The sequence below is a fragment of the Pantoea sp. Fr-CA_6 genome (genome assembly GCF_024520895.1).
Lineage (GTDB): Bacteria > Pseudomonadota > Gammaproteobacteria > Enterobacterales > Enterobacteriaceae > Pantoea > Pantoea agglomerans.
This window is the reverse complement of sequence record NZ_JALNPO010000002.1, coordinates 136581-157040: the sequence shown is the minus strand read 5'-3', so window position 1 is coordinate 157040 and position 20460 is coordinate 136581. Positions and strand designations below refer to the sequence as shown.

The window sequence follows — 20460 nt, the reverse complement described above, 5'->3', positions numbered from 1 at the left end:
GCTGTAAGATGTTTACACATCCCGACAAACGCTGTTACCGATAACATGTTAAGGGTAACATCAGCAGGAAAGCACCACCCCGCCGGGGGTGAATTTCTGTTTTGCGAAGGTGATCAACTTTTTGCCAATGCGTTATCAGAAAGTTTGCCAGTCCCGGCGCCTTGCTTTTCGTTACACTCAGATTTTAGCGAAATGTAAAAAGGATGCGCTGGTGAGTGAGAACCTGAGTGAGCTGTACAGTAATCAACGAACCCTCTTTGGCCGGGGCAGCCTGGATAAACTGGTGCCGCTGCTGGCCGCCCGGTCACAGCCTACTCTGCTGTTTTGTGGACAATCTTTTCTGCAAGGCCCCGCATATGCCCGGCTAAAAGCCGGACTCAACGATCATATTATTGGCTATGAAATTGTCAGTCATGAAGCCTCACCCGCCGAGATTGATGGCTGGGTTGCGCGCTGGCGCGGTCATGTCGATCGGGTCGTCGCGATTGGCGGCGGGAGCGTACTGGATGCGGCGAAAGCATTTAGCGCGATGGTACAACACCCGTTGCCAACCGCCCGCTATCTGGAAAAAGTCGGTGACACCGCGGTTCAGCCCATCACGTTGCCGCTGATTGCTATCCCGACTACCGCCGGTACCGGCAGTGAAGTGACGCAAAATGCGGTAGTGACTGACCAGCGTGACATTCAGATAAAAGCGTCACTGCGCCACCCGGTCTTTGTGCCGGAGGTGGCGATTCTCGATGCCGATCTGCTGAAAGGTGCGCCTGACCGGGTGCTGGCGACCTGCGGTATTGATGCGTTTACCCACCTGTTTGAAGCGTATCTCTCCGGCAAAGGCAACCTCTTTACCCGACAGCTGGCGCTGACCGGCCTGCGTCAGTTTGTTCAGGCCTGGCCTGCCCTTAATCGTGAGGATGCTGCTGGCGACGCGGCACGGGAAGCGATGATGATGGCGTCGTGGCTGGGCGGTGTCAGTCTCAGCAGTGCGGGTCTGGGGGTGATCCACGGTATTGCGGGGGAACTGGGCGCGATAAAGCCGTTCCATCACGGTGAAGTGTGCGGACGTCTGCTGTTTCCGTTCCTGGATCTGTTGTCCGACAGCGAACAGCCACTACAGCGTAAGCTGATGGCGGAACTGCACCCGCAGCTGTTCAGCGAAACTACGGACTCACCGGCGCAGTTTCTGAAACAGTGGCTGCAGCAGCAGGCGATCACCCCATTCTGGCAGGATGGCCCTTCACTGAGCCGCGCCGAGGTGGAGTGGATTCTGGCGCGAGCCAACAGCAAAAATTCGCTGGTGAATTACAGCCGCGAACAGATGCAGATGATGATCGCGCAGGCCTGGGAAATCACGGCGTGATCAGGAGCCGCGTTGCCCGCATTCGCTGACCAGGCACAACCGGGCCTGCCAGCCTCGCCCGGCTTTGCTGCTCCTCAGCGCTATCCTGTTGCACCCGCTCTCTGAGCCAGGCGGCTGGCTGAATCACGGCGCTGACCGTCCTGGCTTAATCGCAGCGCCAGACGGCTAAGCCTGCATGGCGCTAAAAGGCCCCTCACCTGCCAGCATCTGCTCAATCACCTGCAGCACGCCCTGCTCGTTGTTAGAAGGCGCGGCATAGCGTGCCGCCTGTTTCACCCGCTGTGGCGCGTTGTCCATGGCAAAACTGAAGCCAGACTGTCTGAGCATCTCCAGATCGTTACCGCCATCACCAAAGGCCAGCACCTGGTCGTGCGAGATCCCCCAGCGTTGTGCCAGCAGATCCAGACCGTGCGCTTTATGATTCCCCGGCACGATCAAATCCACCGAGCCGTGACCGCTTGAGGTCGCTGCCACACGCCCCTGATGCAGACGTTCAATATCCGCCATCAGTGGCTCGATATAGTCATCAGAGAGATTCAGCGCGAACTTAAACAGCCGGTCATGCTGCACCTCATCCAGATGATGAATCGGCTTCAGCCGGTGACAGTAATGGCGCATCTTCTTCAGCCAGTTTTCTTCCATGCCGTCGAAGTACCATGCGCTCTCCCGGCCACACAGCAGGTAACGCAGACCCGGATAGTCGCCGTTTTGCAGGGTATCGATTACCGCTTCAACATCGCGGCGTTCAAAGGCACCGCAAAACAGTTCCTCATCACGATCGATAATCCATGCGCCGTTTTCGGCTACAAAGGCGATATCGCTGGCGATCTCCGGGAAGAAGGATTTGAGCTGGTAATACTGATTGCCGCTGGCCACCACAAATTTGATGTCACGGGCGGTGAGTTGCTGATAGCAGTCGAGAAAGCGGGATCGATTGTACTGCTTGTTATCGTCCAGAAAGGTGCCATCCATATCTACCGCAACCATCTTAACCGTCGTCATCATGACTCCTTACACAGGGAATTTTCAGCGTAGAGTGTCAGGATAGCCGCTGGCGCAGCAAAACGGAAAGAAAGAGGGATGGCCGCAGCCATCCCCTGGGGATCAGTTCAGGGCGCTGTTCAGCACCAGCGCAGTAATTACCCCGGTTGCAGCAGCAATCAACACATAGTTGCCGTCGATGTTTGCCCAGTGATAACCGCGTGGCGGTTCACGCAGACCGCGCTCATGCCAGTCGGCTACGCGGTAATGGTCGCCGCGGTACGCCTGCGGGACAGGATGCCCGCGACGGAAGTCGTGCCCCTGCCAGGCGAAATGGTCGCGATCATTACGTGCCTCTCTGCCCCGACCGTTGTTGTCCTGATCCGGGCGATGATTGACGCTGTCATGACGGTTGTTGCCACGCTCCTGATTCTGGTCAGAACCGCGATTGTCAGCACGATGGTCACCGTTCTGATGCGGCACAGGCTTGCGGTGCGCGTCATCACGATCGTCTGCCCGTGAGGCCTGAGAAAAGAGTGTGCTGCATGTCAAAAGTGAAGCGATAAGCGTTAATGTTGTTTTTTTCATGATACTGCCTCCGAAAATAACGGCTGTTCAGGCACCGTTGATCGGCATCATGGCAATAATTGTGGCGGGAGACATCTGTAAAAGTCTTAAAATCCGGTAACTTACACACTATTACGCTTGCTTAGCGCTTTCTTAACACAGGACATGCGATGACAACGTTGCTGACGCAATCCAGAGGTTAACCGGGCAACCTGCGCTGTCTGAAAATCACGCTCTGGTTGACGGATGATGGCCGATGAAAAGTCAGGATGCTGAAACGCACCCTGACATTTTTGCGGTTATGGCGTGCTGAGGATCACTGGCGCATCCGGTAACCCGGTAAAGTGCGTCACGATGTGGTGGTAATCAGCCGTCGGGTCCAGATCGCGGAACACTTCCGGATAGAGATCTTTTGCCAGAATTTCCATGCCGATAATGTTGTAAGGGTGATTATAGAAATGGTGATAAACGCCATACACCCGTTTCTGTTTCACCGGTTCGATCTGCTCCAGACCGGTGCGGCTCTGCAGGCGGTTAAAGGTGGCGGTCACGTCGGTCTGACTGGCACCGTAACCAAACGGCAGCACGTTACTGTTCGGGCGTTTAGAGCCGGTCATGATATAGACGTCCGGCTTCATGGCGATAATCTTCTCCAGCGACACAAATCCTGAGCTGCCGGGCAGCAGTGCAGAACCGATATTCTTGCCACCGACCGCTTCCACCAGCGCGCCCCAGCCGTTATGACCGTGGGTAAAGCAGCAGTTGTCGCTGTTACCGGCAATCGGTTCAATAAACACGGTTGGCTTGTGGGGCACCTGCGCAATCTTCTGCTGAAGCATCTGCCAGCGCTGCTGGTAAAAATCGGCGTAGGCTTTCGCCTCGGCTTCGCGATTCAGAACGGTGCCCAGCACTTTCACGCTCTTCAGGGTGTTCTCTTTCGGATGAAGTTCAACATCAAGGAACAGCACCGGGATATGGAGATTTTTCAGGGTGGCGAGCACGCCTGACTGCGTCAGGGCCGGTTTGGCGCGCAGTTGCGCAATCATCAGATCGGGCTGCTTCGCCAGCACGCTCTCCAGATTGACCTGCCCCTGATCGTTAAAGCCCATATCAACAATCGATGCCGCCTGCGGCCAGCGCTGCTTCAGCAGGTCCCAGGTCTGGGTATCCTGCTTTTTCGGCAGGTTGTTCCAGGCAACGACACGCTGAAACGGGTTCTGGCGATCCAGTAATGCCAGCGCCATCACGTCACGCCCATCCTGTAAAATCACATGCTGCGGCTCTTTTTGCAGCGTAATTTTCTGACCATCCATATCGGTCACCGTGACCGGATAGGTGGTAGCCGCACAGGCGGTTGACAGTAAAAGTGTGGTGGCAGCAACTATCCCGATTTTCATTTTTCTCCTGTCCTTTTAGGGAATAATAATTATTCGCGTTAACTCTACCATGCTGATAAGTACCAAATGTAACTATTGCTAACCAGATGCGTCTGAGAGGCGGCATTAACAACGCGGCAGCGGGCTCAAATCAGGGAGCGATATCGCTGAATACGTGGAGGTGCATAGAGAGAATGGCGAAGGGCGGGCAGAATGGCAGGCGCATCCCAGGGGGATTGAGATGCGCCTGTTGCGCTAAGTGTTACTTCACCAGCGAATAGAAGATTGCGGAGATGGCAATCAGTCCGATCAGCACGACAAACAGATTGCTGATATGACCGCTGTACTTCCGCATCGCGGGTACCTTCTGGATAGCGTACATCGGCATCAGGAACAGAATCATCGCAATGATCGGCCCGCCAAGCGTCTCAATCATGCCGAGAATATTGGGGTCCAGCGTTGCCACCAGCCAGGTCGTCAGCAGCATAAAGAGTCCGGTCAGGCGATTCAGTCTGGCGGGCGCGATGGTTTTGCCGCGACTGCGCAGCGCCTTATTAACCATGCCGTTAAATCCTTCGCGCGCGCCAAGATAGTGACCGAGAAACGATTTCGTGATCGCCACAATGGCAATCAGCGGTCCCAGCCAGGCGATCATCGGCACCTTAAAATGGTTCGCCAGATAGGAAAGAATGGTGATGTTCTGCGCCTTGGCGGCGTGTAAATCTTCAGGCGACAGGCTCAGCACGCAGCTGAAGACAAAGAACATCACCGTCACCACCATCATCAGGTGCGAGCAGGCCAGAATGCGCGAACACTTTTTCTCTGCGGCATCGCCATACTCTTCCCGCTTTGCCAGCGCGAATGAAGAGATGATCGGCGAGTGATTAAAGGAGAAGACCATCACCGGAATCGCCAGCCACAGCGTCATCCACAGGCTGCTGCCCGCGGGCTGAACGTTCAGGGTCGAAAGCACAGCGCCGTGCCAGTGCGGGATCAGATAGCAGGCCATCAACATCAGCACCGCCACAAAGGGATAAACCAGCACGCTCATCGCTTTGACAATCATCTTCTCGCCGAAACGCACAATGGTCATCAGTCCGACAATCAGCAGCAGCGACAGCAGCACACGCGGTGGCGGCACCAGGCCGAGCTGATTCACCATCAGGCTCTCAACCGTGTTGGTGATCGCTACGCTGTACATCAGCAGAATCGGGTAGATAGCGAAGAAATAGAGCAGCGTAATCAGCTTGCCCGCACCAACGCCAAAATGCTCCTCGACCACCTCGGTGATATCCCCGGCCGGATTTTTACCGGAGAGAACGAATCGGGTCAGGGCGCGGTGCGCAAAAAAAGTCAGCGGAAACGCCAGTATCGCCATGATGATCAGCGGGATCAGCCCGCCGACGCCAGCATTGATAGGCAGGAACAGCACACCCGCCCCAATCGCCGTGCCGTATAAACCCAGCATCCACATGGTGTCGGTTTTACGCCATCCCGTATCGACGTCACTCTCAAGCGCGCCCAGCGTGCCAGTTTGCGTGGTTTTCATCAGATCTTCCGTTTTAAAAGCCGCCAGTAACCTGAGCCGTCAGGCAGGCAAATGTCCGCCCCACTCTGCGCCTCAGCTGCAACCGGATCAGTCAACGTGATGCTGACCCGTCCGTGCATAGGTAATCGATTGCGTGCGCCACTTTTTACACTACCTGACGATAAAAGTTCAAGCCGTGCAGAAAAACACGCATGGATTGCTGAAAAAATCGTCAGGTTGTGCAAAGTGACTGCGCGGCGATCATGCCATCTTTGTGGCGGTTTTACCGCCCCTAAAAAGGTGATCCCTGTAACGGTTCAGCGCAACGGGCTACGCTTAAACAGATTCTGTCGCGATCACGCCGACAGGTGCACAGGAGAAGAGAATGAAAATTGCCTGCCTCGGATGGGGATCGTTAATCTGGAAAGCTGGCGCACTGCCGGTGGCCAGTCAGTGGCATCATGATGGTCCTGAGCTACCGATTGAGTTTGTGCGCATCGCTGACGGCGGCGAGCTGTCGACCGCGATCTGCCTTAACGCCAGCCCGGTGCCGGTGTACTGGGCCTGGCTGAATACCGCCTCACTTGAGAGCGCCTGCCGCGCATTGCGCCTGCGTGAGGCCATTCCGGACAGCCGCATCGATGGCATCGGGATGATGACGGTGACAGCGACCTCCGCAGGGCCACTGGCAGAGTGGGCTAAGACCAAAGGCATAGAAGGTCTGATCTGGACCGGTCTGCCTGCCCGCATGGCGGGTGTCGAAGGCCAGATCCCGACGCTGGACGACGCGCGGCACTATCTGCAGCAACTCACCGGTGAAACGCGTGAGCATGCCTGGCACTACATCGAACAGGTTCCGGCACAAATCGACACGGTTTATCGTCGTGCGTTTGCCGACCTCGCTCTCTGGCAACCCGACACCCGAGCCGTGACGGTCGCCACAACGCAGGTGCAGCCGCCCTGTCAGCCCGGCTGAAACTGACCAGCCGGCTGCACCGCTCTGCTTACTCCTTAAAGGATTACTACACTTCAGGCAGGTTTCGATTTCAGGTTTCCTGAGTCTTTCCGTGCGTGGCCACGCCTTCTGGTCTGGCCGCCGTCCCCTAATCATCAGGAGATGAACAGATGAAAGCATTAACTTATCACGGCCCCCATAAAGTCAGCGTCGATAACGTTCCCGATCCCGGTCTGGAAGCCGCAGATGACATTATTCTGCGTGTGACCGCCACCGCTATTTGCGGTTCAGACCTGCACCTTTACCGCGGCAAAATCCCCGGTACCGGGCACGGAGATATCTTTGGTCATGAGTTTATGGGCGAAGTGGTTGAGACAGGCAGCGCAGTGACCGCCGTGGCCAAAGGCGATCGGGTGGTGATCCCGTTTGTTATCGCCTGTGGCGACTGTTTTTTCTGCCTGATGAGCCAGTATGCTGCCTGTGAAAATACCAACAGCGGACGGGGTGCCATCCTGAACCGGAAAAACATCACGCCGCCCGCAGCCCTGTTTGGTTTCAGCAAACTCTATGGCGGTGTGCCCGGTGGACAGGCGGAATATGTCCGGGTGCCAAAAGCCAATACCGGCCCGTTTAAAGTGCCGTCGGTACTGTCGGATGAGAAAGTGCTGTTCCTGTCAGACATTCTGCCCACCGCGTGGCAGGCGGTGAAAAACGCCGAGGTGAAACCTGGCTCCAGCCTGGCGATTTTCGGTGCCGGACCGGTTGGCCTGCTCAGTGCCGCCTGCGCCCGACAGCAGGGTGCCGAACAGATCTACATGATCGACCACAACAACTACCGCTTAAACTTTGCCCGTGAGCGCTACGGTGTTATCCCGATTAACTTCGATGAGATCGATGACCCGGCCGGCTGGATTATCGAACACAGCACCGGCAATCGCGGTGTGGATGCAGTGATTGATGCAGTAGGGTTCGAGGCAAAAGGCAGCATGACCGAAACCGTGCTCACCAATCTCAAACTGGAAGGCAGCAGCGGTAAAGCGTTGCGTCAGTGTATTGCCGCAGTAAGGCGTGGCGGTATCGTCAGCGTGCCGGGCGTCTATGCCGGATTCATTCACGGCTTCCTGTTTGGTGACGCCTTTGACAAAGGGCTGACCTTTAAGATGGGACAGACCCACGTACACGCTTATCTGCCCGACCTGCTGAAGCTGATCGAACAGGGTCATCTGACGCCAGAAGAGATTGTGACCCACCATCTGCCGCTGGAAGATGCTGCGCGTGGCTACGATATTTTCGCCAAACGCGAAGAGGAGTGCCGCAAGGTGATTCTGGTGCCTGGCATGGCAGCGACACAGGCCACAATATAATTTCACAACGGGTCTGAAACGCTTAACCCCTGGCTCCCCGGCTGTTTTCCGCCGGGGATCTCATCTCAGAACGGCTTGCGTTGCAGGCTGCTTCGCCACTCCCGCCTCTCCAGCAGATGTTCATCCGGCGAATCCGCCGTATCAACCTGACTGCTCTGCTCCAGCCATCGCGCACTGCGTGAATGGGGATGACTTTCGCTGATAACCTGTTGTGAAAACGCGCCAAACGATAACAGCAAAAACAGTAATGCACTGGCCAGCCTCACTTTCATACGCACACCTCTTTGGTAATGGTGCCGCTATGCTGCCCGAAGGGTTTTCATTTTCTGTCAGTAACAGGCAAAGTTATGTGGTAAGCGGGAACAAGCTGCGACGGGTTTAACCGCGGTTCAGGATAGTCCGTCAGCCCGGCATCATAAGTTTCCCGGCTAACCGTCCGTTTTCTTTCAGGAGAATGCTATTGAACCTCAATCAGTTTGATCAGCCGGTCGGTGAGGCTCTGCCCGACTGGCAACCGGTCACCAGACCACCCTGTATGCCACTCACGGGTCAGCACTGCCTTCTCCTGCCGCTAAGCATCGATCATGCAGAACCGCTATTGCAGGCATTTATGCTGGCACCGGATGATCGCGACTGGACCTGGCTGAGCGCAGAGCGGCCCGCCTCTCTGCCGCAGATGCAGCACTGGATTGCGGATAAAGTGGCGGATGCGGCCCTGGTGTCCTTCACGGTCTGCTCGCCAAATCAGCAGCCCTGCGGCGTGGTCTGCTTCGCCAGCATTGAGCCGGGACACGGCACTGTTGAAATCGGTCACGTCACCTGGTCGCCGCTGATGCAGCGCAGTGTCATCGGCAGCGAGGCGATTTATCTGCTGCTGCAACAGGCTTTCTCGCTCGGCTATCGGCGAGTGGCGTGGCGCTGTGATTCAACCAATATCGCATCACGACGCGCAGCAGAACGGCTGGGGTTCCGCTTTGAGGGCCGTTTTCGTCAGGTTATGACGCGTAAACAGCGTAATCGCGATACCGACTGGCTATCAATTATTGACCGTGAATGGCCAGATGTTCAGCGCGCCCTGAGTGCCTGGCTAAGTGCGGATAATTTCGCTGCCGGGGGACAGCAAAAGCGCCCGCTCAGCGCCTGCTTCGCCGACGTTAACCCGGCTGATGCAAACGCGACAAGTCCTGAACGCGGAGCGGATGCTGGCGATTAATGCAGCCGACGCACGGTCAGTGCCGCGGACCAGCGCTGTCGCTGACAGCGCGGGCAGACAGCCTGCTGCTCAGCCTCAATGATCTGCGTCTGGCCGCAATGGGTGCAGGCATAGAGCGCGCTGACCGGCACAGTGCTGTAATCCTGCCGGTGCTCAGGAGGCAGTACGCTTAACCCGGCGCGCATCTCATCGTCATCGTAGAAATAGAGGCTGAGCTGACCATCGACCTCCACCAGCGCCAGCCGGATCTGCCCCAGATGCTCCACACCACTCTGCCGTAACTCCATATAAAACTCATCTTCGGAAATATTCAGACGATCCAGACTCTCCAGCACATACAATCCCTCTTTAATCAGGGTAATCACGTCGCCCTGAATAAGCCGTGAAAAGCGCGGGCTGTGCGCCGTCAGCCAGGTCGTGAAGCGGTAGAGCGCCAGCAGGACTACAAACACCATAATGACCGGCAGCACCGGCACATCATCGTAAAATGTCACATCACCGGACGCGGAACCCAGCGTCAGGATCACCACCAACTCGAACAACGACAGCTGGCGCACGCCGCGTCGTCCTGAGACTTTCAGAAAGGTGAACACCACCAGATAAGCGATCATGACCCGTACCACCACCTCAAACAAAAAGGTGGCCGGTTGATCGTTAAGTAAGAAACGGTGCCAGTCGAATGAGAACATAGTCTGTAAAACATCCTGTTTTAGGGGGCGCGCATCGTCGCATCACCCGTTGATGACCCGCAGATTCAGGCCAGTGATAAGTAAATCTTGTCGCCAGCCCGCCAAAAGGCAAGCGAAGCTGTAACGCGAAAGTGGGCGAGTCTGACCTCTCTGCATGTTGAGGAAAAGGTTAACAAAGCTGAAAATGGCGCTGACACTATTCACGCTGCGCTTATCGGGCCGTTCGCAAAACCGCATGCTAAAACTTCCTGTTTCTGGCTGGATAATTTTTACCGCTGCGCTTTTTTCTTTTACTTCAATAAATTGCGAACCAAACCTTACTGCCTATACTTTCCAGTAAGGCTTCCGCAAAACCTTTCAACATCCAGAGAAGCCAGCCTTTTTCTGCCGATAGCGTCACTGGCCTATACCTGCTATCTCACTCGTCCACACCGCGACAGGCCCTGATGCCTGCAACTCAGTGTCTGTGGCTTATGGCATGGATCGCCCGTCCGTTCAGAGTGGTCAGATCGATCAGTCTGCAATGCATACCCTGACGCCCTGACCCGTTTCACGACGGCTCGTCAGCGGGAAGCGTGTTGCTTTTTTTCGGGAGATGCCATGACGCCCTTTTCCAGTTTCTGGCAGGCCGGCTACGAAGGTGCCGATCATATCAATCCTGCCGGCCTTGCGCTGTCGATGAACGATCTTAACCAGCATCAGGCGCGTGCAGCAGAAGATTATGCCGCGCTGGCCCCCTTTTCCATTCGCACAGTGCGCGAAAGCGTCGGCTGGCGGTTATGTGAGCACGATGGCCGCTATGACTTCTCGACGGTCGCGGCCCGGATGCAGGCCGCAGAGCAGCAGGGCATTCAGCTGAGCTGGACAATCTGCCACTACGGCTGGCCCGCTGGCGTCAGCCTGTTTGACCACGACTTTGTCAGCCGTTTCGCCGCCTTCTGTGGCGCACTGGCCCGCTTCCTGGCCCCCTGGTATCAGCAGGCGCCAGTCTACTCTCCGATGAATGAGATCTCCTTTGTCAGCTGGGGTATCTCGGTAGGGCTGTTCACCTGTGAGGCGATCGCTGAGGCGGATCGGGCGGATGCCGCCAAGCAGCAGCTGGTGCGCGCTACGCTGGCAGCCTGTGATGCCATCTGGCTGGCCGATCCGCGAGCCCGTCTGCTGCACTGTGATCCACTGATCCATATCGTGCCCGATCCCGCCGATCCGGCCAGCGATGTGCTGGCACGTGAGATGTGTGACACCCAGTTTCAGGCGTGGGACATGCTGAGCGGCAGGCTTAACCCGGAACTGGGCGGCGCCCCACGCTATCTCGATCTGATTGGCGTGAATTACTACCACGACAATCAGTGGGAGCAGGGATCAAACCGGCGGCTTTACTGGCATCTGGGCGACAGCCGACGCCTGCCGCTGCATCGGATGCTGCAGCAGGTCTGGCAGCGTTATCAGCGGCCACTGCTGCTGGCGGAAACCAGCCACGTCGGCAGCGGACGCGGAAGCTGGATCCTTGAGATCGCCGCGCAGGTTGCGCAGGCGCAACTGGCAGGCGTTGAGCTGCACGGCATCTGCCTCTATCCGATCCTCGATCGTCCCTTATGGGAGGAGACGACTTTCTGGACCCGCAGCGGTTTGTGGGATCTCGATCTGCTGGGGGCCGATCCCTATGCCCGCCAGCTACAGCAGCCTTATGCCGACGCATTACGTCAGGCGCAGCGCTTTTTGCAGCACATCCACTCCTCAAAACACCCCTGTCAGGAGCACACTATGAAACCACCTGTTCTCATTGTTTTCAGCCATTTACGCTGGGGATTTGTTTTTCAGCGTCCGCAGCAGCTACTGACACGACTGGCACAGCACTATCGCGTGCTGTTTGTCGAAGAGCCGGTCTGGCAGGCGGGGCCACAGGGTCTGCATCAGAGCTCGCCTGCCGCTAACATCACGGTGATCCAGCCGCATACCGACAGCGACGCGCCTGGTTTCCACGACAGCCAGATCGCCTCGCTGCTGCTGCTGCTGACGCCGCTGCTGGAGGAAGATGAACAGCCGCTGATCTGGTTCTATACGCCGATGGCGCTGCCGTTGCTGACCCCTTTTGATCCGTCACTGGTGATTTACGACTGCATGGATGAGCTTTCCGCTTTTCAGAATGCACCGCGCCAGCTGCAGCAGCGCGAATCCGCGCTGATGACCCGCGCCGATCTGGTCTTTACCGGCGGCACCAGCCTCTATGAAGCGAAGCGTGACAAACATGCTCAGGTTTACTGCTTTCCCAGCAGCGTCGATGCTATTCATTTTGAGCAGGCGCGCGATCGCAGCAATCGACATCCGATGCAGGATGCAATTCCGGCACAGCGTCTTGGCTATTACGGCGTGCTGGATGAGCGCATAGACCTGCCGCTGATTGCGGCGCTGGCGGACAGCCACCCCGAATGGCAGATCATTATGGTCGGGCCGGTGGTAAAAATTGATCCCGCCAGCCTGCCGCAGCGCGACAATATTCACTGGCTCGGCCAGCAGCCCTATCAGGCGCTGCCGCAGTTTCTGGCGGGCTGGGATGTCTGTCTGATGCCGTTTGCCATCAATGCCTCGACGCGCTACATCTCACCGACTAAGGTGCTGGAGTATATGGCGGCGCAGCTGCCGATTGTCAGTACCGCGATTATTGACGTTGCGCGGCATTACGCAGAGGAAGTCGCGGTGGCAGAGAGCCACGCGGAATTTATTGCCGCCTGTGAACAGGCGATGGCGATTGGTGCCGCAGAACGGCTGGCGCTGGCGGGACGGATGCAGGCAAAGGTCGATGCCACCTCATGGGATCGCACCGCTGAACAGATTCATGGACTGATCCAGCAGGCGCTGATGCAGCGTCAGCCCGCACTAAGTTCGGTCAGCTAGGGCAGCGCGCAGGCGAATATCACGCCGTTAACCCCATTGATGCTGGAGAGTGAAGCCGTGCCCTGCCTGATTATCGGAGCCGGGCCAACCGGGCTGAGCGCAGGTTATCACTATGGCGAAGGCGCAGTGTTGCTGGAGAAAAATGCCACGCCTGGCGGCTGGTGCCGCTCGATTGACGATCAGGGTTTTACCTTCGACTATGCCGGTCACATTATGTTCTCGCAGGACCCGTACGTCTTGCAGCTGTATGAGATGTTGCTGGGCGACAACCTGCACTGGCAGGCGCGTGAAGCCTGGGTCTACAGCGACGGCGTTTATACCCGCTATCCCTTCCAGTCCGCGCTGCACGGCTTGCCGGTCGAGGTGGTAAAAGAGTGCGTGCTGGGCGCTATCGAGGCGCGTTATGGCGAAACGGCCGCCGCCGCGGTGCCACTGGATCGGGCGCGGGCACGGCGGGACTGCTGCGCAGATGGCGCGATCCCCGATGAGGGCAGCAGCACAGGCGTGGTGGAAGGCGAAGAGGATTTCCAGCACTTCATTATGCGCACCTGGGGCAAAGGCATCGCGCGTCACTTTGCCCTGCCCTACAACCAGGAACTGTGGAAGGTGCCGCTGACCGACATGGAAACTTCATGGCTGGGCGGACGCGTACCGCTGCCCGATCTGGCGCAGATCATTGATGGCGCACTGCAACCGCTGGCGAAACCGGTTGGCCCCAACGCCCGTTTCGGCTATCCGCTGCGCGGTGGCTTCCAGGCGCTGATGTCCGGCTTTTTGCCGCACCTGAAATGTACGCTGGAAACGGACGCCACCCTGACCCGCCTCTACCCGCAGGCGCACGTCGCGCTGCTGGCGGATGGTCGCCACTACCGTTATGAGCAATTAATCAGCACCATGCCGCTGCCGGAGCTGATTAAACTGATGGGCGATGAAGTGCCGGAGAGTGTGCAACGGGCGGCGCAGCAGCTGCAGTTTGTCTCGGTGCGTTGCGTTAATCTGGGAATTGGCCGCGCTGACCTGACCGAAAAGCACTGGATTTACTATCCTGGCGATACGCTGTTTCACCGCATCTTTGTGCAGGGCAATGCGAGTCCGCACTGCAACCCGCCGGGCGGTTTCGGCTTAACCTGCGAAATCACCTATAACGCGGCCAATCCGCTGCCGCTGGCGGGGGATGCGCTGATTGAGCGCTGCCGTCAGGATTGCATCAGAGTTGGCATGATCACCGCGGACGATCCGCTGCTCTGTGCCTCAGAGGTCGATATGCCCTACGCCTACGTGGTCTATGACCATGCGCGCAGCGATAACGTGGCGCTGATCCGCCAGTGGCTGCTGACCCAGGACATTCATCTGTCAGGCCGCTACAGCGAGTGGGAATATTACAACTCGGATCACGCCTTCCTTGCCGGTAAACGCGCCGCCGAAAATGTCCGGCTGCAGCATGTCAGCGAACGGACGCTCGGCTGACCCGGCGCAGTCGCTACGAAAGCCGCTGGCTGCACTTCGCGGCTTTCAGCGACTGTAACTGCGTCAGTCGCCGCTCCGCCTTCTGGCTGGCATTGTATTTCGCAATGCCATTGCCCAGCCCGAAATCCCCGACAAAGCCCAGCACGGTCAGTGCATCGAACTGGCCGGTCTGCTCAATATCACTCTGCACGCTGTGCGCTTTCACCAGCTCCTGATCCAGCGCGCTGCAATTCAGCATCGCCGTCTCTTCCGGGGTGACCGCGGATGCCTGCGGATACTGCTTGGTGGCGCAGCCGGTTAATACCAGCGTCAGCAGCACGATTAAGACGCTCTGTTTACTCATTTTTCATTGCCTGTTTTTTATCCAGTTAATACTGTTATCGGCAGCATCCCCCGGGATCATGAGTCTCTGACCTACCAATAATGGTCGAAACCGCTACGCTAATGTAGGATTCAGCGCGCTGCTGTCAGTTGCAGCGTGTTACCTATAGGAAGTCACGCAGCGAACGCACATTGCCCGTTCATCACTTCTGCCAGACCTTTCAAAGAGTTAGCCAGCATGATGCTGTCATCAGCAGCGTTTAAAAAGCAAAGCCTGACCGATAATCAGTGACGAGGCAGCCGCATAAGCAAAGCCAGACACAGAAAATTCGCGCGTCGGGTTTATCAGAGTTGTTCGAGATGAGGTTTTTCCATGCGTTTTAAAGGATTGAACATCGGGTTTTTCATTTTGATTCTGGCTATTGCCACCCTCGGTTTTTTCGAGGTGCTTTCGCCCTATTTCTCGCCGATTTTATGGGCGGCGATTCTGGCGGTGATTTTCCATCCGCTGAAAACGTATCTGCGGGTCCGAATGGGCGAACGCAATGGCCTGGCCGCGTTGATTACCCTGCTCTGTATCTGTCTGATTGTGTTCACGCCGCTGGCTATTATCGCCTCATCGCTGGTGGTCGAAACCAACGCGGTCTATCACAAACTGCAGACCAATTCGGCGCAGTTCCCGGCGGTCTTCGCCGATCTGTTGCAGCATCTGCCGCGCTGGGCAAAACATTATCTGGCTGAAAATAACCTGGATAACGCCGAACAGATTCAGCAGAAGCTCTCCTCGTTTGCCCTTAAGGGCGGTCAGTATGTGGCAGGCAGCGCCTTTATCATCGGTAAAGGGACGTTCAGCTTCACCGTCGGCTTTGGCGTGATGCTTTATCTGCTGTTCTTCCTGCTGAAAGATGGCTCCTATCTGGTGCATCTGATCCTGGAAGCGCTGCCGCTCTCAACCTACGTGAAGCATCACCTGATGGTGAAGTTTGCGGCCGTGGCGCGCGCGACGGTGAAAGGCACGGTGGTGGTCGGTATTGTTCAGGGTATTCTCGGTGGGCTGGCATTCTGGTTTACCGGTATAGACGGCAGCCTGCTGTGGGGCGCACTGATGGCCTTCCTCTCTCTTATTCCGGCAGTCGGTTCCGCCATTATCTGGGTGCCTGCGGCGATCTTCTTCTTCGCCACTGGTGCACTGTGGAAAGGGCTGTTCCTGGTGGGCTTCTTCGTAGTGATTGTCGGACTGGTTGATAACATCCTGCGTCCGCTACTGGTCGGCAAAGACACCAAAATGCCTGACTATCTGATTCTGATCGCCACGCTGGGCGGCATGGAGATTTACGGCATCAACGGTTTTGTAATCGGTCCGGTGATTGCCGCTCTGTTTATCGCCTGCTGGAACCTGCTCTCCGGACGCGATAACCGCGAAAACATCGAAGCCATCGACGAAGAGTTTATCGAAGAAGGTAAGAAACAGTCCGATACCGCGGCAGAGGCTGCGGCTGAAGCGGCGGCGGCCTCCGCCGATGCGGCTGCAGAGACGGAAAGGAAAGTCTCTGCGTTAGCCGCCTCAGAGAAAGAAACAGCGGAAAAGAAAGCGTAATCCGCGTCAGGCAAACCCAGGTTAGTATCGCAGTGAGAGCGAGGCCTGCTCAGGAAACACGGTCAGATCGGAAAGGCGCAAAACCCGCCATCCATGGCATGCTCGGCCCGCGCGATTACGCACCTCATCCCTGAGGTGCGCCCGTAAACGGGCTAACGCTTTGCGTTGTTCAAAAACGCTCCCGGCGTTTTTGTCCCAGGCGCGGGACGCTTTCCTCTTCTGACCGTGTTCCCTGCGCGTTGAGCTTATGCGTTGCTGCCAGGGGCATTACGCGTCGGCTTTATCACCCATAAAAAAACCCACCTTTCGGTGGGTTCTTTTTTTAACCTGAGAACAGCCGCGAATTAGTTAGTCGCTTTGTTTTTCAGATCTTCAGCACCCTGCTTGGTTTTATCCCAGCCTTTCTCAGTGCCTTCTTTGGTTTTGTGCCAGCCTTTCTGCGTACCTTCGGTGATTTTACTGCCGGTGGTATCGCTTTTGCCTTCAGCAGCATGCTCAGACTTCAGCTTCAGCTCTTTGCCTTCGTTCTGGGTCTGATGCAGTTTTTCCTTCGCGGTATCGGCGCCTTTATGCGCTTCCGCAACGGTGTTGTCTGTGGTGGTAGCAGCAAATACCGGCGAGGCCAGCAAAATAGCAGACAGTGCAATAATTGATTTCTTCATAATTCCCTCTGTATGAATCGTTGCCGTGTAGGTTTTAATCCTGGCATAGTGTTCCCAGGAAAGATTTAAGAATAAACCAGGAATGAAAAAGGGCCAGTTTTCACCAGAAAAAGCCGCCGGTTGTAGCTTTTTCGTCCATTACCAAAGTGCGAGTTGCGGATCGTCGTCCGGTTTCGGCTGGCTTCGGCTGATGCGAGCAGGCGGTGCAGGCTGCTGCATCTGATGAGTGATCCACTGCAGCAACACCGTCACTATATAGGTCTGCTGCTCCGCGCTCAGCGGCTGGTGCTGTCCGATGTTGTGCCACTTACTCAGACAGCCACGACAGCAGGTTGCGGTGGCGTGCTGAGCGATAAACACCGGGTGGCCGCGCATCGGCGTCTGCTTGCCATCATTTTCAGGCTGCGCAGGCGCCAGCCGCTGTGCCACAAACTCAGCGGCGTGCTGGCGCAATACCGGCTCGCCTTTGCTGCTCGCATAATCATATTCCGCGCGTCCCAGACGAAAGCGCTGACGGAACGGCGAGCGTGACAGCCGGGTAAAAAGATCGTCAGAAACCTTCATGCTGATTGCCAGTCACTCATATTTACGTCCCGCCAGATAGCGTACGCCCTGCGACCCGAACGCCTCACGATGGAGTTCATTGGGCTGCAGATGAAATGTCTCACCGGGATGATAGGTGGTATCGCCCTGTTCGGTACTGATGGTGATGTCACCACTCAGAATCAGTGCCAGTGCTTCAAAGGGATGTACATGATTATCAAGCTGGGCGGCGGCTGCACGCTCAATCAACAGAGGCTCGTCAAAACCCTGTTCGGCTAACAATTTTCTGAATTCGTGTTCTGTCATCGCAACTCCTCAGTGTGGATCTGACCCTTAGCAGTGTAGACGATCTTTATCGCCGCTTATGGCACTCAACAGGTTACGTAAAGTAGCGCAAGCAGGGTTGTTCACCGGTCAGGCCAGTGCTGTACTTGCCGTCTCGTTACAGCCATTTTGACATCGGGATAACGCAAAAGTATGTCTCAACAGGAGAAAACTGCCCTGCTTCTGATTAATCAGCGCTCACGCAAAGGACGCGCCGAGGCCAGCCGCGCACAGTCGCTGCTGGCTCAGGCCGGGTTCACCCTGCTGCAACCGGCCGGAGATGATACCCGCAGCTACAGCGAATTAATCGCGGCGTATGCCCATCGCGTTGATGCGGTGATCGTCGGCGGTGGCGACGGCACGCTTAATGCGGCCGCGCCGGGACTGATGCAGACCGGCCTGCCGCTGGGCATTTTACCGCTGGGCACCGCCAACGATTTTGCCCGCACGCTGGGCATTCCTGCCAGCCTGGAGTCCGCGATAAAGATTATCGCTGACGGGCAGCTGCGTGCAGTAGACCTGGGTGAAGTGAATCAGCACCTGTTTCTGAACGTCTCCAGCATCGGCTTTTCGGTGGAACTGGCGCGCAACCTCACGGCGGAATCGAAAAAACGCTGGGGAGTGGGCGGTTATGCCCTGGCGGCTTTGCGGGTGCTGCGGCAGAGCCGTCCCTTCAGCGCTACGCTGGTGCATCAGGGCCATCGGACGCCGATCAAAACGGTTCAGGTGTCGGTGGGCAATGGACGCTTTTATGGGGGCGGCATGACAGTGGAACAGCGTGCCGCACCAGACGATGGGTTACTGGATGTCTATAGTCTGGAGCTGCAGCATAGCTGGCAGCTCATTGCGCTGCTGCCCTTTCTGCGGCGCGGCACTCACGGTCGCTGGCGTAACGTGCGGGCATTCAGCGCCACGGAGCTGACGATTGAGACGCGCCGTCCCCATTACATCAATGCAGATGGTGAGATTATCGGTCAGACACCCGCGCATTTTCGCCTGATCGCCAGTGCACTGCGGGTTTATGCACCGGGCGACAGCGCAGCAAAATAGCCCGACGGTGGGCGCGGTACCGATCGCGGTGAGAAACTAGTGCTGGGTGCTCTTTTTTTCAGCGTAGTCGATGTGTTCGGAAAGATTGGCGACCAGCTTTTTCGCCATGTCGAGGGTCAGACCCAGAAACAGGGTCTCCTGCGGGCCCTTTTCACGCGGGGCATCGGGATCGATATAACCGAATTTCACTACCAGTGCCTGATGAGTGTTCAGGGGACCAATATGCCAGCCGGTAACCGGGTAGAAGGTAAATCGCGTAAATTCATTCATTTAATCCTGACTGTAAAAGCATAACGCTGATTGATAGTCAGGCCAGCTCTGATGATAAAGCATGAGTGGAATACTCAGTCTGAACGAAATCGACAGGATTACAAGGGAAGCGGCATAACAAGCGCAGCGTGACGCGATGAGGATCTGTAATGCATTCAGGGCCTGCTGCAGCAAGGGGATGAGGATATTTCAGGCGTGTGTAACCTGCGCGGCTCCGGCACGGGCGCTCTCCTGTCAGGGCGAACGCCCCTCAGGACTCTTTATCGGCTCGGGGAATAATCGAGATATGCCCGTTAACCTCCAGCACCGCATATTTAATCTGATCAAATCGCTCCAGACCCTGCCCGGAGCGCGCCGCTTCCAGCACATCATCAGGACTGATGCCGGTCATCTTCATGCGGTCAGTCAGCAGATTACCATTCTCGACCAGGATCACCGGGCCGCCATCGATCACCTGCTCCACCACCGGAAAGCGACTTTTCAGTTTGCCCAGCACAATATCAATCGCTACCAGCGTGATAATAGTCAGCGCAGCGCCGGTAACAGAAAAATCGTCGCCCAGCAGCGCCTGCTGAGTTGCTTCACTGATGATCAATAGCAGAATCAGATCGAAAGAGGTCATCTGCAACAGAGTGCGTCTGCCGGCAATTTTGAACACGACCATCAGCACCAGGTAGATCGCTGCGGCACGTAATACCGTTTCCATAAAGCGCCTCTGTCAGGGATAAATCCATTGGGTAAAACGGGCCGGAGCATGGCCGTCACCATGAATAGTGACGTGAATGCGGCCCGCATTGCGCGGCTGCAGGCCAAGCCAGATCGCGTGATCCGGTCCGGTGTTGCGGGCCGAAAAGGTCAGCCGCAGATCGCTGCCAATCGTCACCGCCTCCAGCGGTTGAGGCTGCAGCGTCTGGATTTGCAGGTTATCCAGGGCGCCACCGCCAATCGTAACGGTAAAGCGATCGGTTACCGGTGCGTTGTAGCGAATGCGCATATCCATATTGCTCTCAACCCGGCCAAACCGTTCATACTCCACCTGAATGGTCCCATCCGGCGAGCGGGCGCTGCCGTTACTCAGCACGCCTTTGGAAAAGAGTCCGCATGCCCCCAGAATCACCAGCGCAATCAGGACGTATTCACCTATACGCTGAATCAGCCATTCACGACGTATCCAGCGGAGGTTTTCCTGAATCGGTACTGCCTGGCCGCTGCTATCCTCTTTTTTCACCGTGACCTCACACACTGTTGGCTCAGGAACAAAAACTGCACGCTGCGTTAAGCATAGCCAGACAGTATCG

Annotated in this window: 19 protein-coding genes and 1 pseudogene; 7 read left to right on the top strand and 13 right to left on the bottom strand. The window is 56.7% G+C overall.

Annotated elements, in window-relative coordinates; genetic code table 11:
* The first annotated feature begins 211 nt into the window (after positions 1 to 211).
* Positions 212 to 1360, top strand: a complete 1149-nt coding sequence (locus NR201_RS03840) for an iron-containing alcohol dehydrogenase (protein ID WP_033756949.1) — start codon at positions 212 to 214, stop codon at positions 1358 to 1360.
* Between the two features lie 165 nt (positions 1361 to 1525).
* Here the strand turns inward: NR201_RS03840 and NR201_RS03835 are convergent, their stop codons facing one another.
* From NR201_RS03835 to NR201_RS03820, 4 genes are all read right to left on the bottom strand, one after another.
* Positions 1526 to 2362, bottom strand: a complete 837-nt coding sequence (locus tag NR201_RS03835) for a Cof-type HAD-IIB family hydrolase (RefSeq protein WP_256849389.1) — start codon at positions 2360 to 2362, stop codon at positions 1526 to 1528.
* A gap of 102 nt (positions 2363 to 2464) precedes the next feature.
* Positions 2465 to 2929: an RcnB family protein gene (locus tag NR201_RS03830; RefSeq protein WP_010671265.1), complete on the bottom strand. Its 465-nt coding sequence runs from the start codon at positions 2927 to 2929 to the stop codon at positions 2465 to 2467.
* A 278-nt stretch (positions 2930 to 3207) separates the two neighbouring features.
* Entirely contained in the window at positions 3208 to 4305 is a 1098-nt protein-coding gene (locus NR201_RS03825) for an ABC transporter substrate-binding protein (RefSeq protein ID WP_033756865.1), read from the bottom strand.
* Between the two features lie 241 nt (positions 4306 to 4546).
* Complete coding sequence (locus tag NR201_RS03820) at positions 4547 to 5833, bottom strand: HAAAP family serine/threonine permease (RefSeq protein ID WP_256849388.1); 1287 nt, start codon at positions 5831 to 5833, stop codon at positions 4547 to 4549.
* A gap of 364 nt (positions 5834 to 6197) precedes the next feature.
* Here NR201_RS03820 and NR201_RS03815 point away from each other — a divergent pair, with 364 nt between their 5' ends.
* The gene (locus NR201_RS03815; protein ID WP_033771112.1) at positions 6198 to 6788 is read left to right on the top strand and encodes a hypothetical protein; all 591 of its coding nucleotides are present in this window, start codon (positions 6198 to 6200) and stop codon (positions 6786 to 6788) included.
* A 149-nt stretch (positions 6789 to 6937) separates the two neighbouring features.
* The gene (locus tag NR201_RS03810; protein ID WP_045140685.1) at positions 6938 to 8131 is read left to right on the top strand and encodes a zinc-dependent alcohol dehydrogenase; all 1194 of its coding nucleotides are present in this window, start codon (positions 6938 to 6940) and stop codon (positions 8129 to 8131) included.
* A gap of 65 nt (positions 8132 to 8196) precedes the next feature.
* On the opposite strand, the gene NR201_RS03805 is transcribed toward NR201_RS03810, so the two are convergent.
* Positions 8197 to 8403 carry a hypothetical protein gene (locus NR201_RS03805; RefSeq protein WP_122889111.1) on the bottom strand — a complete coding sequence of 69 codons (207 nt, stop codon included), beginning with the start codon at positions 8401 to 8403 and terminating at the stop codon, positions 8197 to 8199.
* Between the two features lie 188 nt (positions 8404 to 8591).
* Here NR201_RS03805 and NR201_RS03800 point away from each other — a divergent pair, with 188 nt between their 5' ends.
* The gene (locus NR201_RS03800) at positions 8592 to 9344 is read left to right on the top strand and encodes a GNAT family N-acetyltransferase (RefSeq protein ID WP_010671262.1); all 753 of its coding nucleotides are present in this window, start codon (positions 8592 to 8594) and stop codon (positions 9342 to 9344) included.
* Here NR201_RS03800 and NR201_RS03795 read toward each other — a convergent pair.
* Positions 9341 to 10033, bottom strand: coding sequence for a DUF421 domain-containing protein (locus tag NR201_RS03795; protein WP_010259010.1), 693 nt, complete (start codon positions 10031 to 10033; stop codon positions 9341 to 9343). The two genes, NR201_RS03800 and NR201_RS03795, sit on opposite strands and share 4 nt — an antisense overlap.
* A 600-nt stretch (positions 10034 to 10633) precedes the next feature.
* Here NR201_RS03795 and NR201_RS03790 point away from each other — a divergent pair.
* Positions 10634 to 14395: pseudogene (locus NR201_RS03790) on the top strand (NAD(P)-binding protein).
* Positions 14396 to 14408: 13 nt separating this feature from the next.
* Here the strand turns inward: NR201_RS03790 and NR201_RS03785 are convergent.
* Positions 14409 to 14738, bottom strand: a complete 330-nt coding sequence (locus NR201_RS03785) for a hypothetical protein (RefSeq protein WP_045140688.1) — start codon at positions 14736 to 14738, stop codon at positions 14409 to 14411.
* 351 nt (positions 14739 to 15089) lie between these two features.
* Here NR201_RS03785 and NR201_RS03780 point away from each other — a divergent pair, with 351 nt between their 5' ends.
* The gene (locus tag NR201_RS03780) at positions 15090 to 16313 is read left to right on the top strand and encodes an AI-2E family transporter (RefSeq protein ID WP_033756854.1); all 1224 of its coding nucleotides are present in this window, start codon (positions 15090 to 15092) and stop codon (positions 16311 to 16313) included.
* A 344-nt stretch (positions 16314 to 16657) separates the two neighbouring features.
* On the opposite strand, the gene NR201_RS03775 is transcribed toward NR201_RS03780, so the two are convergent.
* The 3 genes from NR201_RS03775 to NR201_RS03765 form a co-directional block, all read right to left on the bottom strand.
* Positions 16658 to 16975, bottom strand: a complete 318-nt coding sequence (locus NR201_RS03775) for a hypothetical protein (protein ID WP_010259015.1) — start codon at positions 16973 to 16975, stop codon at positions 16658 to 16660.
* Between the two features lie 138 nt (positions 16976 to 17113).
* The gene (locus NR201_RS03770) at positions 17114 to 17539 is read right to left on the bottom strand and encodes a DUF4186 domain-containing protein (protein ID WP_061901682.1); all 426 of its coding nucleotides are present in this window, start codon (positions 17537 to 17539) and stop codon (positions 17114 to 17116) included.
* Positions 17540 to 17551: 12 nt separating this feature from the next.
* Entirely contained in the window at positions 17552 to 17824 is a 273-nt protein-coding gene (locus NR201_RS03765) for a cupin domain-containing protein (RefSeq protein ID WP_010259018.1), read from the bottom strand.
* A gap of 171 nt (positions 17825 to 17995) precedes the next feature.
* On the opposite strand from NR201_RS03765, the gene NR201_RS03760 reads away from it, so the two are divergent.
* Positions 17996 to 18892, top strand: a complete 897-nt coding sequence (locus tag NR201_RS03760) for a lipid kinase (protein WP_010259020.1) — start codon at positions 17996 to 17998, stop codon at positions 18890 to 18892.
* Between the two features lie 36 nt (positions 18893 to 18928).
* Here NR201_RS03760 and NR201_RS03755 read toward each other — a convergent pair whose 3' ends face one another.
* From NR201_RS03755 to NR201_RS03745, 3 genes are all read right to left on the bottom strand, one after another.
* Positions 18929 to 19162, bottom strand: a complete 234-nt coding sequence (locus tag NR201_RS03755; protein ID WP_061901683.1) for a hypothetical protein — start codon at positions 19160 to 19162, stop codon at positions 18929 to 18931.
* 250 nt (positions 19163 to 19412) lie between these two features.
* Positions 19413 to 19868, bottom strand: coding sequence for a DUF421 domain-containing protein (locus NR201_RS03750; RefSeq protein ID WP_010671255.1), 456 nt, complete (start codon positions 19866 to 19868; stop codon positions 19413 to 19415).
* 12 nt (positions 19869 to 19880) lie between these two features.
* Positions 19881 to 20390 (bottom strand): hypothetical protein, encoded by a 510-nt coding sequence (locus NR201_RS03745; RefSeq protein WP_228379703.1) that lies wholly within the window; start codon positions 20388 to 20390, stop codon positions 19881 to 19883.
* Between the last annotated feature and the right edge of the window lie 70 nt (positions 20391 to 20460).

Excerpts from the sequence above, each read along its gene's own strand:
- NR201_RS03835 (WP_256849389.1), bottom strand. The coding sequence starts at position 2,362 with ATGACGACGGTTAAGATGGTTGCGGTAGATATGGATGGCACCTTTCTG.
- NR201_RS03830 (WP_010671265.1), bottom strand. The coding sequence starts at position 2,929 with ATGAAAAAAACAACATTAACGCTTATCGCTTCACTTTTGACATGCAGC.
- NR201_RS03825 (WP_033756865.1), bottom strand. The coding sequence starts at position 4,305 with ATGAAAATCGGGATAGTTGCTGCCACCACACTTTTACTGTCAACCGCC.
- NR201_RS03820 (WP_256849388.1), bottom strand. The coding sequence starts at position 5,833 with ATGAAAACCACGCAAACTGGCACGCTGGGCGCGCTTGAGAGTGACGTC.
- NR201_RS03815 (WP_033771112.1), top strand. The coding sequence starts at position 6,198 with ATGAAAATTGCCTGCCTCGGATGGGGATCGTTAATCTGGAAAGCTGGC.
- NR201_RS03810 (WP_045140685.1), top strand. The coding sequence starts at position 6,938 with ATGAAAGCATTAACTTATCACGGCCCCCATAAAGTCAGCGTCGATAAC.
- NR201_RS03805 (WP_122889111.1), bottom strand. The coding sequence starts at position 8,403 with ATGAAAGTGAGGCTGGCCAGTGCATTACTGTTTTTGCTGTTATCGTTT.
- NR201_RS03795 (WP_010259010.1), bottom strand. The coding sequence starts at position 10,033 with ATGTTCTCATTCGACTGGCACCGTTTCTTACTTAACGATCAACCGGCC.
- NR201_RS03785 (WP_045140688.1), bottom strand. The coding sequence starts at position 14,738 with ATGAGTAAACAGAGCGTCTTAATCGTGCTGCTGACGCTGGTATTAACC.
- NR201_RS03780 (WP_033756854.1), top strand. The coding sequence starts at position 15,090 with ATGCGTTTTAAAGGATTGAACATCGGGTTTTTCATTTTGATTCTGGCT.
- NR201_RS03775 (WP_010259015.1), bottom strand. The coding sequence starts at position 16,975 with ATGAAGAAATCAATTATTGCACTGTCTGCTATTTTGCTGGCCTCGCCG.
- NR201_RS03770 (WP_061901682.1), bottom strand. The coding sequence starts at position 17,539 with ATGAAGGTTTCTGACGATCTTTTTACCCGGCTGTCACGCTCGCCGTTC.
- NR201_RS03765 (WP_010259018.1), bottom strand. The coding sequence starts at position 17,824 with ATGACAGAACACGAATTCAGAAAATTGTTAGCCGAACAGGGTTTTGAC.
- NR201_RS03760 (WP_010259020.1), top strand. The coding sequence starts at position 17,996 with ATGTCTCAACAGGAGAAAACTGCCCTGCTTCTGATTAATCAGCGCTCA.
- NR201_RS03755 (WP_061901683.1), bottom strand. The coding sequence starts at position 19,162 with ATGAATGAATTTACGCGATTTACCTTCTACCCGGTTACCGGCTGGCAT.
- NR201_RS03750 (WP_010671255.1), bottom strand. The coding sequence starts at position 19,868 with ATGGAAACGGTATTACGTGCCGCAGCGATCTACCTGGTGCTGATGGTC.